The 14944-nt window shown below is 71.3% G+C and carries 13 protein-coding genes and 1 pseudogene; 11 read left to right on the top strand and 3 right to left on the bottom strand.

Features of this window, described 5'->3' with window-relative positions:
- The first annotated feature begins 179 nt into the window (after window positions 1–179).
- Genes nuoH through nuoN form a run of 7 tightly spaced genes read left to right on the top strand, consistent with a single transcriptional unit; the run spans window position 180 to window position 8532 of the window.
- Window positions 180–1565, top strand: coding sequence for an NADH-quinone oxidoreductase subunit NuoH (gene nuoH, locus H5J30_RS05355; protein WP_181785999.1), 1386 nt, complete (start codon window positions 180–182; stop codon window positions 1563–1565).
- The gene (gene nuoI, locus H5J30_RS05350) at window positions 1558–2181 is read left to right on the top strand and encodes an NADH-quinone oxidoreductase subunit NuoI (RefSeq protein WP_181785998.1); all 624 of its coding nucleotides are present in this window, start codon (window positions 1558–1560) and stop codon (window positions 2179–2181) included. Before nuoH ends, nuoI begins: the two co-directional genes overlap by 8 nt.
- The gene (locus H5J30_RS05345; protein ID WP_181785997.1) at window positions 2178–3065 is read left to right on the top strand and encodes an NADH-quinone oxidoreductase subunit J; all 888 of its coding nucleotides are present in this window, start codon (window positions 2178–2180) and stop codon (window positions 3063–3065) included. The genes nuoI and H5J30_RS05345 overlap by 4 nt, the downstream gene beginning before the upstream one ends.
- A complete protein-coding gene (gene nuoK / locus H5J30_RS05340) occupies window positions 3062–3361 on the top strand; it encodes an NADH-quinone oxidoreductase subunit NuoK (protein WP_181785996.1) in 300 nt (99 codons plus the stop codon). The genes H5J30_RS05345 and nuoK overlap by 4 nt, the downstream gene beginning before the upstream one ends.
- A gap of 12 nt (window positions 3362–3373) precedes the next feature.
- Entirely contained in the window at window positions 3374–5281 is a 1908-nt protein-coding gene (nuoL, locus tag H5J30_RS05335) for an NADH-quinone oxidoreductase subunit L (RefSeq protein ID WP_181785995.1), read from the top strand.
- A 4-nt stretch (window positions 5282–5285) separates the two neighbouring features.
- The gene (locus tag H5J30_RS05330; protein ID WP_181785994.1) at window positions 5286–6896 is read left to right on the top strand and encodes an NADH-quinone oxidoreductase subunit M; all 1611 of its coding nucleotides are present in this window, start codon (window positions 5286–5288) and stop codon (window positions 6894–6896) included.
- On the top strand, window positions 6889–8532 hold the full coding sequence (nuoN, locus tag H5J30_RS05325; protein WP_181785993.1) for an NADH-quinone oxidoreductase subunit NuoN: 1644 nt from the start codon (window positions 6889–6891) through the stop codon (window positions 8530–8532). The genes H5J30_RS05330 and nuoN overlap by 8 nt, the downstream gene beginning before the upstream one ends.
- A gap of 39 nt (window positions 8533–8571) precedes the next feature.
- Here nuoN and H5J30_RS05320 read toward each other — a convergent pair whose 3' ends face one another.
- Window positions 8572–9795 carry a fumarylacetoacetate hydrolase family protein gene (locus H5J30_RS05320; protein WP_181785992.1) on the bottom strand — a complete coding sequence of 408 codons (1224 nt, stop codon included), beginning with the start codon at window positions 9793–9795 and terminating at the stop codon, window positions 8572–8574.
- Between the two features lie 189 nt (window positions 9796–9984).
- Here H5J30_RS05320 and H5J30_RS05315 point away from each other — a divergent pair, with 189 nt between their 5' ends.
- Together H5J30_RS05315 and H5J30_RS05310 are read left to right on the top strand one after the other, a co-directional pair.
- The gene (locus H5J30_RS05315) at window positions 9985–10995 is read left to right on the top strand and encodes a polyprenyl synthetase family protein (RefSeq protein ID WP_181785991.1); all 1011 of its coding nucleotides are present in this window, start codon (window positions 9985–9987) and stop codon (window positions 10993–10995) included.
- A gap of 222 nt (window positions 10996–11217) precedes the next feature.
- Window positions 11218–12435, top strand: coding sequence for a LolA family protein (locus tag H5J30_RS05310; RefSeq protein WP_181785990.1), 1218 nt, complete (start codon window positions 11218–11220; stop codon window positions 12433–12435).
- 69 nt (window positions 12436–12504) lie between these two features.
- Here H5J30_RS05310 and H5J30_RS05305 read toward each other — a convergent pair whose 3' ends face one another.
- Entirely contained in the window at window positions 12505–13557 is a 1053-nt protein-coding gene (locus H5J30_RS05305) for an NAD(P)-dependent alcohol dehydrogenase (RefSeq protein WP_181785989.1), read from the bottom strand.
- 96 nt (window positions 13558–13653) lie between these two features.
- Here H5J30_RS05305 and H5J30_RS05300 point away from each other — a divergent pair, with 96 nt between their 5' ends.
- A complete protein-coding gene (locus tag H5J30_RS05300; protein ID WP_181785988.1) occupies window positions 13654–14241 on the top strand; it encodes a TetR/AcrR family transcriptional regulator in 588 nt (195 codons plus the stop codon).
- A gap of 59 nt (window positions 14242–14300) precedes the next feature.
- Here the strand turns inward: H5J30_RS05300 and H5J30_RS05295 are convergent, their stop codons facing one another.
- Window positions 14301–14756: a VOC family protein gene (locus tag H5J30_RS05295; RefSeq protein ID WP_181785987.1), complete on the bottom strand. Its 456-nt coding sequence runs from the start codon at window positions 14754–14756 to the stop codon at window positions 14301–14303.
- Between the two features lie 20 nt (window positions 14757–14776).
- Between H5J30_RS05295 and H5J30_RS36430 the strand changes: the two are divergent.
- Window positions 14777–14944 (top strand): annotated as a pseudogene (locus tag H5J30_RS36430) (zf-CGNR multi-domain protein); the annotation flags it as partial.

Below are 14944 nucleotides of genomic sequence, written 5' to 3'. Positions count from 1 at the left end.
GGACCTGCCCGACCAGGTCGTCTGGCTGCCGCTGCAGTCGACGGCCCCGGGCGTGGCGGCGGCCACGGGCGCGAACCCCGGCGACCTGGTCCAGGTTTCCGCCGTATCCAAGGAGGTCGAAGCGTGACTGCGATGCGGACGCGAACCTGCCCGGCTGCGTACACGACGGAGGCACGACGGTGATCGCTAGCGCACCCGCGGCGCACGGCGCGAGCGTCCTCGCCGCGGAGGACCTCAGCTTCTTCGGGGGCGACCCCTGGTGGCTGATCCTCCTCAAGGCGGTCTTCTGCTTTGCGTTCCTGATGGTGACGGTCCTCGTCGCGATCGTCTTCGAGCGCAAGGTCCTGGGCTGGATGCAGCTGCGCATCGGCCCGAACCGGCACGGCCCCTGGGGCCTGCTGCAGTCGCTCGCCGACGGCGTGAAGCTGATGTTCAAAGAGGACATCATCGTCAAGGGCGCCGACAAGGCGGTCTACATCCTGGCGCCCCTGCTGGCCGTCATCCCCGCCTTCATGGCCATCGCGGTCATCCCCTTCGGCCCCGCCGACAACCAGGTGTCGATCTTCGGCGAGCGCACCGCACTGCAGCTGACCGACCTCCCGGTCGCCATGCTGTACGTGCTGGCCACCGCCTCCATCGCCGCCTACGGCGTCGTCCTCGCCGGCTGGGCGTCCAACTCGACGTACCCGCTGCTCGGCGGCGTCCGCGCGACGGCCCAGGTGATCTCGTACGAGGTCGCGATGGGCCTGTCGTTCGCCGCGGTGTTCCTCTACTCCGGGTCGCTGTCGACCTCGGAGATCGTCGCGGCCCAGGACGACCGCTGGTTCGCGGTGCTGCTGCCGGTCTCGTTCCTCGTCTACCTCATCGCGATGGTCGGCGAGGCGCACCGGCTGCCCTTCGACATGCCGGAGTCCGAGGGCGACCTGGTCTCCGGGTACTCCACCGAGTACTCGTCGATCAAGTTCGCGATGTTCATGCTCTCCGAGTACGTGCACATGGTGACGCTGTCCGCCGTGGCCGTCACGCTCTTCCTCGGCGGCTGGCGCGCGCCCGCGCCGCTCAGCACGGTGTGGGAGGGCGCCAACACCGGCTGGTGGCCGATGCTCTGGTTCACCGCCAAGGTGCTCGTCTGCCTGTTCCTCTTCGTCTGGCTGCGCGGCACGCTCCCACGGGTGCGCTACGACCAGTTCATGAAGCTGGGCTGGAAGGTCCTCATCCCGGTCTCCATGGTGTGGCTGATGCTGGTCGCCACGGTCCGGGCGCTGCGCAACGAGGACGTGGACTTCACCGAGATCGTGCTCTACATCGCCGGCGGGCTGCTGGTGATCCTGCTGCTGTCCTTCGTCGTGGACATCTTCCGCGACCGCAAGGACAAGGAGGAGGCGGCCCGCGAGGCGGCCAGGCCCAAGCCGGAGTTCGATCCGACGGCGGGCGGCTACCCCGTACCGCCGCTGCCCGGTCAGACCCTCCCGCCCGTGCCCCGCCGCCCCTCGCGCCGCGAGCGCGAGCTGGTGGGCACGAACGGTCCCGGAGGCGACACTGAGGAGGCGGCCGACAATGGCTGACGAGAAGGACAAGAAGAAGGACAAGCAGGGGTTCGTCAACCCGGTGGCCGGCTTCGGCGTGACCTTCAAGGCCATGTTCAAGAAGCGGCTGACCGAGCAGTACCCCGAGTACAAGAAGCCCACGGCGCCCCGCTTCCACGGCCGCCACCAGCTCAACCGGCACCCGGACGGGCTGGAGAAGTGCATCGGCTGCGAGCTGTGCGCCTGGGCCTGTCCGGCGGACGCGATCTACGTCGAGGGCGCGGACAACACCGAGGAGGAGCGCTACTCGCCGGGCGAGCGCTACGGCCGCGTCTACCAGATCAACTACCTGCGCTGCATCCTGTGCGGGCTGTGCGTCGAGGCGTGCCCCACCCGGGCGCTGACCATGACCAACGAGTACGAACTGGCCGACCGCAGCCGCGAGTCGCTCATCTACACCAAGGACGAGCTGCTCGCCGGCCTGCAGGAGGGCATGGTCGACTCGCCGCACGCCATCCACCCGGGGATGACCGAGAAGGACTACTACAGCGGCCTCGTCTCCGAGGCCGCCCCGGGTACGGAGCGCCAGGTCGCCGTGAGCAAGGGTGAGTCGGCGCCGGAGCCGGAGCCGCACTCCGAAGGAGCCCAGGCATGAACGCCCTCGCCCAGGCCGGCTACACCACGTCCACCGGGGAGGCGACCCAGTTCTGGGTGCTGGCCATCTTCGCCGTCGCCGGTGCCCTGGGCACGGTGATGATGCGGAAGGCGGTGCACTCGGCGCTCTGCCTCGCCGGCACGATGGTGATCCTGGCGGTCTTCTACCTCGCCAACGGCGCGTACTTCCTCGGCGTCGTCCAGATCGTCGTCTACACCGGCGCGGTCATGATGCTCTTCCTCTTCGTGCTGATGCTCGTCGGCATCAGCGCGGCGGACTCGCTGAAGGAGACCATCAAGGGCCAGCGCTGGCTGGCGATGCTCTGCGGCGTCGGCTTCGGCGTGCTGCTGATGGCCGGCATCGGCAACGCGAGCCTCAACAGCTTCGAGGGCCTGGAGGACGCCAACTCCGGCGGCAACGTCCACGGCCTGGCGGCGCTGATCTTCCGCGACTACGTCTTCGCCTTCGAGCTGACCGGCGCGCTGCTGATCACCGCGGCGGTCGCGGGCATGGTCCTCACCCACCGCGAGAAGACCGAGCCCACCCCGACCCAGCGCGAGCAGGCCGCGCAGCGGGTACGCGACGGCGTCCAGGTGCCGCCGATGCCCGCGCCCGGCGTCTACGCCCGCCACAACGCGGTGGACATCCCGGCCCTGCTGCCCGACGGCACGCCGTCCGAGCTGACCGTCAACCGCACGCTGCGCGACCGCGGCCAGATCCGGGACGTCTCCGCGCAGGCGCTGGCGGATCTCGCGGCGATCGAGCAGCGCACCGCCGACTACCAGGGCAAGGCCCTGGAACCGGACACCGGCGACGACGCCGACGGAGACGGCTCCGTCAGCACGAACGCCGGCGGGAAGGCCGGAAAGGGAGAGGGCGAGTGAACCCGGTCAACTACTTGTATCTCGCCGCGCTGCTGTTCACCATCGGCGCGGCCGGGGTGCTCATCAGGCGGAACGCCATCGTGGTGTTCATGTGCATCGAGCTGATGCTGAACGCCTGCAACCTGGCGCTGGTCACGTTCTCCCGGATGCACGGGAACCTCGACGGCCAGATCGTCGCCTTCTTCACCATGGTCGTCGCCGCCGCGGAAGTCGTGGTCGGCCTGGCGATCATCGTGTCGTTCTACCGCTCCCGCCACTCGGCCTCGGTCGACGACGCCGCTTTGATGAAGCTGTAAGGGGACGCACCAGTGGAGTCACTCATCGGATTGCTCGTCGCGGCGCCGCTCCTCGGCGCGGCGGTGCTGCTGTGCGGCGGCAAGATCCCACGGATCGACCGTACGGGCCACTGGCTCGGTACGGGCCTGGCCTTCACCTCCTTCGTCCTCGGCCTCGTCCTCTTCGCCGACATGCTCGGCAAGGACGGCGAGGAGCGGGCGCTGCACAGCCACCTCTTCACCTGGATTCCGGTCGAGGGGTTCCAGGCGGACGCGGCGTTCCAGCTCGACCAGCTCTCGATGACGTTCGTGCTGCTGATCACCGGCGTCGGCTCGCTCATCCACCTGTACTCCGTGGGCTACATGGAGCACGACGAGCGCCGCCGCCGGTTCTTCGGCTATCTGAACCTCTTCCTCGCGGCGATGCTGCTGCTGGTCCTCGCGGACAACTTCCTGCTGCTGTACGTCGGCTGGGAGGGCGTCGGCCTCGCCTCGTACCTGCTGATCGGCTTCTGGCAGCACAAGCCGAGCGCGGCGACGGCGGCGAAGAAGGCGTTCATCGTCAACCGCGTCGGCGACGTCGGCCTGTCCATCGCGATCATGCTGATGTTCGTCACCTTCGGCACCTTCGCGTTCGAGCCGGTGATGAACTCGGTCGGCGAGTCCGGCGAGGGCAAGCTGACGGCGATCGGCCTGATGCTGCTGCTCGCCGCGTGCGGCAAGTCGGCGCAGGTGCCGCTGCAGTCCTGGCTGGGCGACGCGATGGAGGGCCCCACGCCGGTCTCCGCGCTGATCCACGCCGCGACGATGGTGACCGCCGGCGTCTACCTGATCGTCCGCTCCGGCGCGATCTTCGACGCGGCGCCGGACGCGCAGCTCGTCGTCACGATCGTCGGTGCGGTCACGCTGCTCTTCGGCGCGATCGTCGGTTGTGCGAAGGACGACATCAAGAAGGCGCTGGCCGGGTCGACGATGTCGCAGATCGGCTACATGATCCTGGCCGCCGGGCTCGGCCCGATCGGCTACGTCTTCGCGATCATGCACCTGGTGACGCACGGCTTCTTCAAGGCCGGGCTCTTCCTCGGCGCGGGCTCGGTCATGCACGGCATGAACGACGAGGTCGACATGCGCAAGTACGGCGGCCTCCGGAAGTACATGCCGGTCACGTTCGTCACGTTCGGCCTCGGCTATCTGGCGATCATCGGCTTCCCGGGGCTCTCCGGCTTCTTCTCCAAGGACCTCATCATCGAGGCCGCGTTCGCCAAGGGCGGTACGCAGGGCTGGATCCTGGGCGGCGCGGCGCTGCTGGGCGCGGCGCTCACCGCGTACTACATGACGCGCGTGATGCTCATGACGTTCTTCGGCGAGAAGCGCTGGGAGGCGGACGCGAAGGGCGACATGCCGCACCCGCACGAGTCGCCGAAGACGATGACGATCCCGATGATCGTGCTGGCGGTCGGCTCGGTGGGCGCGGGCGCGTTCTTCGACGTCGGCGAGCGGTTCGTGCACTGGCTGGAGCCGGTCACCGGCTTCGAGCACGGGCACCTGCCGGACGGACTGAGCGTCGGCATGGTCACCGGTGCCACCGTCGCCTGCATGGTGCTCGGTGTCGCGGCGGCCTGGCTGCAGTACGGCCGCCGCCCGGTCCCCGCCGCCGCACCGCGCGGCTCCCTGCTCACCCGCGCCGCGCGGCGCGACCTGCTGCAGGACGACTTCAACCACGTGGCGCTGGTCAAGCCCGGCGAGTACCTGACCCGCGGCCTGGTCTACCTGGACCACAAGCTGGTCGACGGCATCGTCAACGGGACCGCGGCGGCGTTCGGCGGGCTCTCCGCCCGGATGCGGCGGGTCCAGAACGGCTACGCCCGCAGCTACGCGGTCTCGATGTTCGGGGGCGCGGTGGTCCTCATCGCCGCCACCCTGCTGATGAGGGCGGTCTGAACCCATGGCTGATTCTTCCTTCCCGCTGCTGACGCTCACCGCGGCGGTCCCGGCCGTGGGCGCGATCGCCATCGCCGCGGTGCCCGCGGCCAAGCGCGAGCTGGCCAAGCGGCTCGCGCTGGGCGTCTCGCTGGTGACGCTGGTGCTGGCCGCGGTGATCGCGGTCCGCTACGACCCGAACGGCGACCGCTTCCAGCTCACCGAGTCGCGGTCGTGGATCGCCGACTTCGGCGTGAGATACGAGCTGGGGGTCGACGGCATCGCCGTCGTGCTGGTGGCGCTGACCGCGCTGCTGATCCCGTTCGTCATCCTCGCGGGCTGGCACGACGCGGACCCGGCGGAGACGAAGTCCTCGCGCTGGCGTCCCACCCAGGGCTTCTTCGCGCTGATCCTGGCCGTCGAGGCGATGGTGATCATCAGCTTCCTGGCCACGGACATCTTCCTCTTCTACATCTTCTTCGAAGCCATGCTCATCCCGATGTACTTCCTCATCGGCGGCTTCGGGGACAAGGCGCACCAGCACGGCGAGGAGGAGGCGGCGCGGCAGCGCTCGTACGCGGCCGTGAAGTTCCTGCTCTACAACCTGGCCGGCGGCCTCATCATGCTGGCCGCGGTCATCGGGCTGTTCGTCGTCACCAACGACCAGCTGGGTGCGGGCACGTTCTCGCTCCAGGAGATCCTCCAGGCCCGCGCCGACGGCGACCTGGAGATGTCGACGAACACCGAGCGGCTGCTCTTCCTCGGCTTCTTCTTCGCCTTCGCCGTCAAGGCGCCGCTGTGGCCGCTGCACACCTGGCTGCCCAACGCGATGGGGGAGTCGACGGCCCCGGTCGCCGTGCTCATCACCGCGGTGGTCGACAAGGTCGGCACGTTCGCGATGCTCCGCTTCTGCCTCGGGCTCTTCCCGGAGGCGAGCGACTGGGCGACGCCGGTGGTGCTGGTGCTCGCGCTGGTCAGCATCCTGTACGGCGCGCTCCTCGCGATCGGGCAGCGGGACATGAAGCGGCTGATCGCGTACGCCTCGATCTCCCACTTCGGCTTCATCGTGCTCGGCATCTTCGCGATGACCAGCCAGGGCCACGCCGGGGCGACGCTGTACATGGTCAACCACGGCATCTCCACCGCCGCCCTGATGCTGGTCGCCGGGTTCCTCATCTCCCGGCGCGGCTCGCGGCTCATCGCCGACTACGGCGGCGTGCAGAAGGTGGCGCCGGTGCTGGCCGGCACGTTCCTGATCGGCGGTCTGGCGACGCTGTCGCTGCCGGGGCTCGCGCCGTTCGTCAGCGAGTTCCTGGTGCTGGTGGGCACGTTCAGCCGGTACCCCGCGATCGGCATCATCGCCACCGTGGGCATCGTGCTGGCCGCGATCTACGTCCTCGTGCTGTACCAGCGGACGATGACGGGTCCTGTCGCCGAGAAGGTGGCGAAGCTGCCGGACCTGCGGCCCCGCGAGATGCTGGTGGTCGCGCCGCTGATCGCGCTGCTCATCGGCCTCGGGGTGTACCCGAAGCCGCTCACCGAGATCGTCAACCCGGCCGTCGAGCACACCATGTCCGACGTGCAGAAGTCCGACCCGGAGCCCGACGTGAACCCTGTGGAGGCCACGCATGAGTAGGGGTGTCCACAGCCTGTGGATGGCGCAGGACAGCGTCGACAAGATCAAGGCGCCGCACATCGAGTACGACCTGCTGGCGCCCACGCTGATCGTGATCGGCGCGGCCGTACTGGGCGTCGCCATCGAGGCGTTCGTCCCCCGGCGGCACCGCTACACGGCCCAGGTCGGGCTCGCGGTGCTCGCCATGGCCGGCGCGTTCGGCGCCGTCATCGCCCTGGCCGCCACCGGCAAGGGCACGGACGAGGCGCAGATCGCCGCGATGGGCGCGCTGGCCGTCGACGGCCCGGCGCTCTTCCTCCAGGGCGTCATCCTGCTGGTCGGCGTGCTCGCGGTGTTCACCTTCGCCGAGCGCCGGCTGGACCCGGTCGCGCATGGCAAGCAGGTCGACTCCTTCGCCGCGGAGGCCGCCGCCGTACCCGGCGGCAAGGCCGAACAGGCCGCGGTCAAGGCGGGGTTCACCACCACCGAGGTGTTCCCGCTGCTGCTGTTCGCGACCGGCGGCATGCTCATCTTCCCCGCCGCGAACGACCTGCTGACGCTCTTCATCGCGCTGGAGGTCTTCTCCCTGCCGCTGTACCTGCTCTGCGCCGTCGCCCGCCGCAAGCGGCTGATGTCGCAGGAGGCGGCGGTGAAGTACTTCCTGCTGGGCGCCTTCTCGTCGGCGTTCCTGCTCTTCGGCATCGCGCTGCTGTACGGCTACTCGGGCAGCGTGCGCTACGCCGAGATCGCCGACGTCGTCGCGGGCAACCCGCAGCACATGACCCCGGCGCTCGCCGACACCATGGGCAACGACGCGCTGCTGCTCATCGGCGGCGCGATGGTGCTGCTCGGCCTGCTCTTCAAGGTCGGCGCCGTGCCGTTCCACATGTGGACCCCGGACGTCTACCAGGGCGCCCCCACGCCCGTCACCGGCTACATGGCCGCGGCCACCAAGGTCGCCGCGTTCGGCGCGCTGCTGCGGCTGCTGTACGTCGTGCTGCCGGGCCTGAAGTGGGACTGGCGCCCGGTGATGTGGGGCGTGGCGATCGTCACGATGGTCATCGGCGCGATCCTCGCGATCACCCAGACCGACGTGAAGCGGCTGCTGGCGTACTCCTCCATCGCGCACGCCGGGTTCATCCTCGCGGGTGTCACGGCGGCCAACGAGGAGGGCATCTCCTCGGTGCTGTTCTACCTGGCCGCGTACGCCTTCGTGACGCTCGGCGCGTTCAGCGTCGTCACGCTGGTGCGCGACGCGGGCGGCGAGGCGACGCACCTGTCCAAGTGGGCGGGGCTCGGCCGGCGTTCCCCGCTGGTCGCGGCGGTCTTCGCGGTGTTCCTGCTGGCGATGGCGGGCATCCCGCTGACCAGCGGCTTCGCCGGGAAGTTCGCGGTGTTCAAGGCGGCGGCGGAGGGCGGCGCGACGCCGCTGGTCGTCGTCGGCGTCATCGCCTCGGCCATCGCCGCGTTCTTCTACGTCCGCGTCATCGTGCTGATGTTCTTCAGCGAGCCGCGGCCGGAGGGCCCGGCGGTGACCGTGCCGAGCGCGTTCACCATCACCGCCATCGCCGTCGGCCTGGCCGCGACCCTGGTGCTGGGCGTGGCGCCGCAGTACTTCCTGGATCTGGCCGGGAGCGCGGGAGTGTTCGTCCGCTGAGCGCGGGTCCGGGGGCCGTGCCCCCGGACCCCGGGCACCCTAGCGCCGCTGCGGGGTCCAGCCGGTCGGCTTCACCTGGCCGTGGACCCCGCCGAGGCCGATCCGCGCCCCGTCCGGGCCGGGGGCCCAGCCCTCGATCTCGACGACGTCCCCGTCCTCCAGCCACGGGCCCTTGCCCTTCGTCAGCTCCAGCAGCGAGCCCACCTGGTCCTGCTCGGGCCCGCTGACGGTGCCGGAGGCATAGAGGTCACCGGTGCGTACGGAGGCGCCGTTGGCGGTCATGTGCGCCAACTGCTGTGCCGCGGTCCAGTACATCGCGGCGAACGGCGGCCGGGAGACGGTCTCCCCGTTGATCCGTACCTCAAGACGCAGGTCGTAGCCGTCGGACTCCGCCTCCGCGCCGGTGTCGTCGAGGTACGGCAGCAGCGGGTGCGTACGCTCCGGCGGGGCGACGCGGGCGGCCTCCAGGGCGTCGAGGGGGGTGATCCAGTTGCCGATGGACGTGGCGAAGGACTTGGCCTGGTGCGGGCCGAGGGGGCGCTGCTCCCAGGGCTGGACGTCGCGCGCGGACCAGTCGTTGACCAGGCAGACCCCGAAGACGTGGTCCCGGAAGGCCGTACGGGGCACGGGCGCGCCCATCGGCGACGGCACCCCGATGACGAAGCCCACCTCGGCCTCGATGTCCAGGCGGATACTCGGCCCGAACGCGGGGCCCGCCGCGGGGTCGTCGGCGGCGCGCTTGCGCTGGCCCGCGGGGCGTACGACGGGCGTGCCCGCCGGGACGACGGTGCCGGACCGGCCGTGGTAGCCGATGGGCAGGTGCTTCCAGTTGGGCGTCAGCGGCTCCTCGCCGGGGCGGAAGATACGGCCGACGTTGGCGGCGTGGTGCTCGCTGGAGTAGAAGTCGACGTAGTCGCCGACCTCGAACGGCATGTGGAGCGCGACCCGGTCCAGCTCGTGCAGGTGCGGCTCGGCGGCGGCGCGGTGCGCCGGATCCGTCAGCCAGGCGGTCACCTCGGCCCGTACCGACTGCCACACCGGGCGGCCCGCGGCCATCAGCGGCGCCAGCGTCGGGGCGGCGAGCAGCGCGGCGTGCGGGGAGCCGACGGCCGCCGCGACGGCGGCGGTGTCCAGGACGGATTCGCCGTAGCGCACGCCGACGCGGGGGTTTGTGTCGGCGCGCGTGGAGAAGACACCGTACGGAAGGTTGTGCGGGCCGAAGGGATCGCCTTCTGGCACGTCGAGCGGGCTGTGCTCGGACATCGCGGAGTCCTGCCTCATCGTGGTCGGCGGGCTGGGGACCTCAGGTTACGACCCCCAGGTCGGCCTAGGGGAAGCCGCCCGACGTGATCGTCGCGTGACCGGCTACGCTGCGGACGTGGTGCATGGTGGTTGCTAACGACACATCGACAATCTGTTCCACGTGAACGTCTGCAGACAGGAGGAGCCCTCGTGACCGTGGTCGCGCCCTTGGGGCTCAGCGTTCGGGACCACGCCTTGGAAGCCGATGTCGAGGCCGGGCTCGCGGCCGTCGAGGAAGGGCTTCTGGAGGCCACGAAGAGCGATGTGCCGTTCATCACCGAGGCCGCGCGGCATCTCGTCCGCGCGGGCGGCAAGAGATTCCGCCCCCTGCTGGTCATGCTCGCCGCGCAGTTCGGCGATCCGTACGCACCGGGCGTCGCGCCCTCGGGCGTCGTCGTCGAGCTGACCCACCTGGCCACGCTCTACCACGACGACGTGATGGACGAGGCCGCCGTACGCCGCGGCGTCCCCAGCGCCAACAGCCGCTGGGCCAACTCCGTCGCCGTCCTCACGGGCGACTTCCTCTTCGCGCGCGCCTCCCGGCTACTCGCCGATCTGGGCCCCGAGATGGTCCGTATCCAGGCCCAGGCGTTCGAGCGGCTGGTCACCGGGCAGATCCTGGAGACCGCGGGCCCGACCGAGGGCCGCGACCCGGTCGACCACTACCTGGACGTGCTCGCCGGCAAGACCGGCTCGCTCATCGCCGTCTCCGGCCGCTTCGGCGCGCTGACGGCGGGCGCGGACGAGTCGGTGGTGGAGGTGCTGACGCAGTACGGCGAGCGCATCGGCATCGCCTTCCAGCTCGCGGACGACCTCCTCGACATCACCAGCGACGGCACCGAGTCCGGGAAGACCCCGGGCACGGACCTGCGCGAGGGCGTCGCGACGCTGCCGGTGCTGCACCTGCGCGCCGCCGCGCAGCGCGACCGCAGCCCGGCGGATCTGGAGCTGGCGGCGCTGCTCGCCGGCGACCTGACGGACGACGCGCGGCACGCGGAGGCCCTGGCGCGGCTGCGGGTCCACCCGGCGGTGGACCAGGCCAGGCGGGACACCGTGCGGTACGCGGCGGAGGCGCGGGCGATCCTGACGGCGCTGCCGGCGTGCCCGGCGCGGACGGCGCTGGAGGGGCTGTGCGACGCCGTGGTGGACCGGGCGGGGTAGCGGGCACCGGTCGCCCTGTCCGGCGGCGTCCGGCAGATAGATGTCCCGTACATCAATCAGGGGCGGGTCCCGTCTCGCGGCGGATGCCGTCATACGACAGGAGTAATCGAAGCTGCACCCACGGGCTGACGCCCCGGGCCCTCCGATTTGGTGAGATGGGTGGGAAGCCGTGACGCAGCGATTGATTTTCCGCGAATCACCGCGGAGACGGAGGTACTTCCCATGGCACTGATCCCACCGGAGCGACCCGCCGACGAGGCCGAGGACCGCGCCGCGGACCTCGCCGCGGCCCGGCGCAGAAAGGCGGTGCGGTACGGGGTGCCCCTGGGCATCGCGGGACTGGCCGCCGCCACCATCGGCCTGGTGCCCGCGCTCGCCCAGGACGACGGGCCGAGCGCGGACGACGTGACCGCGAAGGAACTGATAGCCAAGGCGCTGGCGTCGGACGTCGAGTCGGTCGACGGCACGGTGAAGGTCAGCACGGACCTGGGCCTGCCCTCGCTGCCGTTCGGCGGCGGGGGCGGCGGTGCCGACCTCTCGCAGCTGCTCGCCGGCGACACCAAGCTGCACGTCGCGGCGGACGGCCCGGAGAAGCAGCGCGTCACGCTGACCGGCTCCGACGGCGACCGCACGGTGGTGCACAACGGCAAGGACGTGTGGACCTTCGGCGGCGGCTCGGACGAGGTCTCCCACTCGACGGTGCCGGAGGACGGCGGGAAGGACTCCGCGAAGCACGACGGCTTCGCCCTCCCGAAGGACCTGGCGGACGCCACCCCGCAGGAGCTGGCGGACAAGCTCCTGAAGGCCGCGGACGACACCACCGACGTGACGGTCGCCGGCACGGCGCAGGTGGCCGGGCAGGACGCGTACGAGCTGAGGCTGACGCCGAAGCAGGACGAGTCGACGGTGCGGGACATCACCGTCGCGGTGGACGCCGACAACGGCGTGCCGCTGCGGGTGGCGCTGACGGCGGACGACGGCAAGGCCGTCGTGGACGTCGGCTTCACGAAGGTCGACTTCAACAAGCCGGACGCGGACCTGTTCGCGCCGCCGGCGGGCGCCGAGGTGACGGAGAGGGACCTCGGCGAGGACTTCGGCGGCGACTTCGGCAAGGGCTTCGGCGGGGACTTCGGCAAGGGCCTCGGCGGCGACTGGGCCGGCGGCGAGGACTGGGCCGGCGGCGACCGGGCCGAGGGCGGCAAGTCCGCCGGCCTGGAAGACGTCGAGGTCCACGGCGAGGGCTGGGGCTCGATCGCCGAGCTGCCGCTGCCCGGCGGCGCGCTGGGCGAGGACGGGGTCGGGGCCGCCCTCGACTTCTTCACCGACAAGACGGACGCGGGCCGGGTCTTCGAGAGCCGGCTGGTCAACGTGCTGATCACGGACGACGCGGTCTACGTCGGCGCCGTCACCCCGGAGGCGCTCCAGGCCGCGGCGGACTGACCCGCGGCCACTCCCGAAGGCCGCCCCCGCCACCTCCGGCGGGCGGCGGCCTTCGTGGCGGCCGGCGGCTCAGTCCAGGTCGGACAGGTCGGACAGGTCGAGGACGAACCGGTAGCGGACATCGCCGCGTTCCAGCCGGGCGAGCGCCTCGTTCACCCGCGACGACGGCAGCAGTTCGATGTCGGCCGTGATGGCGTGGTCGGCGCAGAAGCGCAGCATGGCGGCGGTGGCCGGGCGCCCGCCGCTGCCGGCGGAGCTGAGCTTCTTGCGGCCGATGAGCAGGTCGAGGGTCTCCACCGTGACCGGTCCCAGATGGCCGAGGTGGCTGAGGGTGCCGTCCATGGCGACCACCCGCAGGTACGGGGCCGGGTCGTGCGGCGCCGAGACGGTGTCGACGACCACGTCGAACCGGTCGCGCGCGGCCTCCATCCGCTCGGCGTCGGTGGACACGATGAACTCCCGCGCGCCGAGGGCGCGCGCCTCGTCGGCCTTGTCCGGGGTCCGGCTGAGCACGGTGGTCGTGGCGCCGAGGGCGGCCGCCATCTTGACCGCGAGGTGCCCCAGGCCGCCCAGCCCGGCCACGGCCACCGTGCTGCCCGGGCCGACGCCCAGGGCCCGCAGCGGCTCCCACACGGTGACGCCGGCGCACAGCAGCGGCGCCGCGGCGGCCGGGTCGAGGCCGGCCGGGAGGGCGTAGGCGAAGCGCTCGCCGACGACGTACTCGCGGGAGAATCCGCCCAGCGTGGTCGAGCCGTCCCGCCGGTCGGTGCCGCCGTAGGTGAGGGTGGGGAACTCGCGGCAGAAGTTCTCCTGGCCCGCCCGGCACATGGCGCAGGTGCCGCACGAGTCGACGATGTTGCCGACGGCCACGGGGTCGCCCGGGGCGAAGCCGGTGACCGCGCCGCCGACCTCGGTCACCACGCCGGTGAACTCGTGCCCGGGGACGAGCACGCCGCCGGCGCCGCCGTCGTACGCGCGCAGGGCGTGCAGGTCGGTGTGGCAGACGCCGCAGTAGGTGACGCGGATCGCCAGGTCGTCCGGGCGCAGCTCCCGGCGCTGCGCGGTGGAGCGGCGTAGCGTACGTGTGGCGCTGTCCGCCTGCCAGACCGAGGTGGAACGCATGACCGACTCCCTCAGACAGACTGTTCGGTCTGTTTGACCGTAGGCGGCGGCCGCCCAAAAGGCAAACAGACGATTCGGTCTGTTAGGGTCGGAGGCATGCCCGAGCAGCCGTCCAGCAGCCGCGGGGCCGCGACGTACCAGCGCATCGTCGAAGCCGCCACCCGGGAGTTCGCCCAGTACGGCATCGCCGGCGCCCGCGTCGAGCGGATCGTCGCCGCGGCGCGCACCAACAAGGCGCAGCTGTACGGCTACTTCGGCAACAAGGACCAGCTCTTCGACGCGATCTTCTTCGCCTCGCTGGAGCGGATCACCAACGTCGTCCCCATCGACGCCGACGACCTCGCCGACTGGGCGGTGCGCCTGTACGACGAGTACCTCAGCCGTCCCGACCTGATCCGGCTCGCCACCTGGGCGCGCCTGGAGCGGCGCCCGGTCGGCCACCTCGTCGCCGACCACGAGCGCTACGACGACCGCAAGCTCCGCGCCGTCGCCGAGGCCCAGGCCGCCGGGCGGATCCGGCAGGGTGCCCCCTTCGACCTGATGGCCATGGTCATCGCCATGTCCATGGCCTGGTCCCCGGTGAGCAACGTCTACGCCGCCACCGCCGAGGAGCCGCCGGACGTCCACGACGGGCGGCGTGCACTGCTCCGGGACAGCGTCCGGCGCGCGGTCGCCCCCCAGTGAGCGGCCCGCCGCCCCGCCGCGGCTGCGCGGCGAGCGGCACCTCCCGGCGGCGGCGCGGCTCAGTGCACGCAGAACTCGTTGCCCTCGGGGTCGGTCATCACGGTCCACTCCCCGCCCTGCTCCTTGACGTGCCGTACGACCCCGGCCCCCAACTCCGCCAGCCGGGCCGCCTCCTCCTCGCGCCGCCCCGACTCGGGGTGGAGGTCGAGGTGCAGGCGGTTCTTGACCGCGGGCTTGGGCTCGGGGACCTGGTTGAAGAGCAGCCGCCGGCCCAGACCGGCGCCGGAGGTGGGGTCGTACGGGTCGTCGGGGTGCCGGACGGCGGCGGCGGTGCGCCAGGCGCGGCGGTCGTGGTGGCGGGTCAGCACGTCCTCGGGGACGGCGCCGGCGGTGAGGAGTTGCTCGATGAGCGGGCTGTTGTCCTCCACCACGTACCCGAGGGCGGCGGCCCAGAAGTCGGCCTGGGCGTGCGGGTCGGCGGCGTCGATGACGAGCTTCCAGTGCGTGGCAACCATGTACCGGTTATACTGGTTACATGGTGGACGAGGCAAGCTCCCGCGCCCCGGGTATCGAGATGCGACCCCCGGACGGCCAGGTCTTCCACTTCGACCCGGGCGCGCTCAGCCTGGAGTTGCTGACGACCGGCGGCCCGGGACCCTTCGCGCGGTACGAGGTGCTGCACACCCCCGCGGACGTCGGGGCC

It is taken from the genome of Streptomyces phytophilus, from assembly GCF_013870535.1.
Lineage (GTDB): Bacteria > Actinomycetota > Actinomycetes > Streptomycetales > Streptomycetaceae > Streptomyces > Streptomyces phytophilus.
The sequence above is the reverse complement of the archived record's forward strand: the minus strand, read 5'-3'. Positions and strand labels throughout refer to the sequence as shown.

What these genes read in the sequence shown, in the direction of transcription:
- H5J30_RS05330 (WP_181785994.1), top strand. Translation starts at nt 5,286, where the DNA reads ATGGCTGATTCTTCCTTCCCGCTGCTGACGCTCACCGCGGCGGTCCCG.
- nuoI (WP_181785998.1), top strand. Translation starts at nt 1,558, where the DNA reads ATGGCTGACGAGAAGGACAAGAAGAAGGACAAGCAGGGGTTCGTCAAC.
- H5J30_RS05310 (WP_181785990.1), top strand. Translation starts at nt 11,218, where the DNA reads ATGGCACTGATCCCACCGGAGCGACCCGCCGACGAGGCCGAGGACCGC.
- H5J30_RS05305 (WP_181785989.1), bottom strand. Translation starts at nt 13,557, where the DNA reads ATGCGTTCCACCTCGGTCTGGCAGGCGGACAGCGCCACACGTACGCTA.
- H5J30_RS05320 (WP_181785992.1), bottom strand. Translation starts at nt 9,795, where the DNA reads ATGTCCGAGCACAGCCCGCTCGACGTGCCAGAAGGCGATCCCTTCGGC.
- H5J30_RS05295 (WP_181785987.1), bottom strand. Translation starts at nt 14,756, where the DNA reads ATGGTTGCCACGCACTGGAAGCTCGTCATCGACGCCGCCGACCCGCAC.
- H5J30_RS05300 (WP_181785988.1), top strand. Translation starts at nt 13,654, where the DNA reads ATGCCCGAGCAGCCGTCCAGCAGCCGCGGGGCCGCGACGTACCAGCGC.
- H5J30_RS05345 (WP_181785997.1), top strand. Translation starts at nt 2,178, where the DNA reads ATGAACGCCCTCGCCCAGGCCGGCTACACCACGTCCACCGGGGAGGCG.
- nuoN (WP_181785993.1), top strand. Translation starts at nt 6,889, where the DNA reads ATGAGTAGGGGTGTCCACAGCCTGTGGATGGCGCAGGACAGCGTCGAC.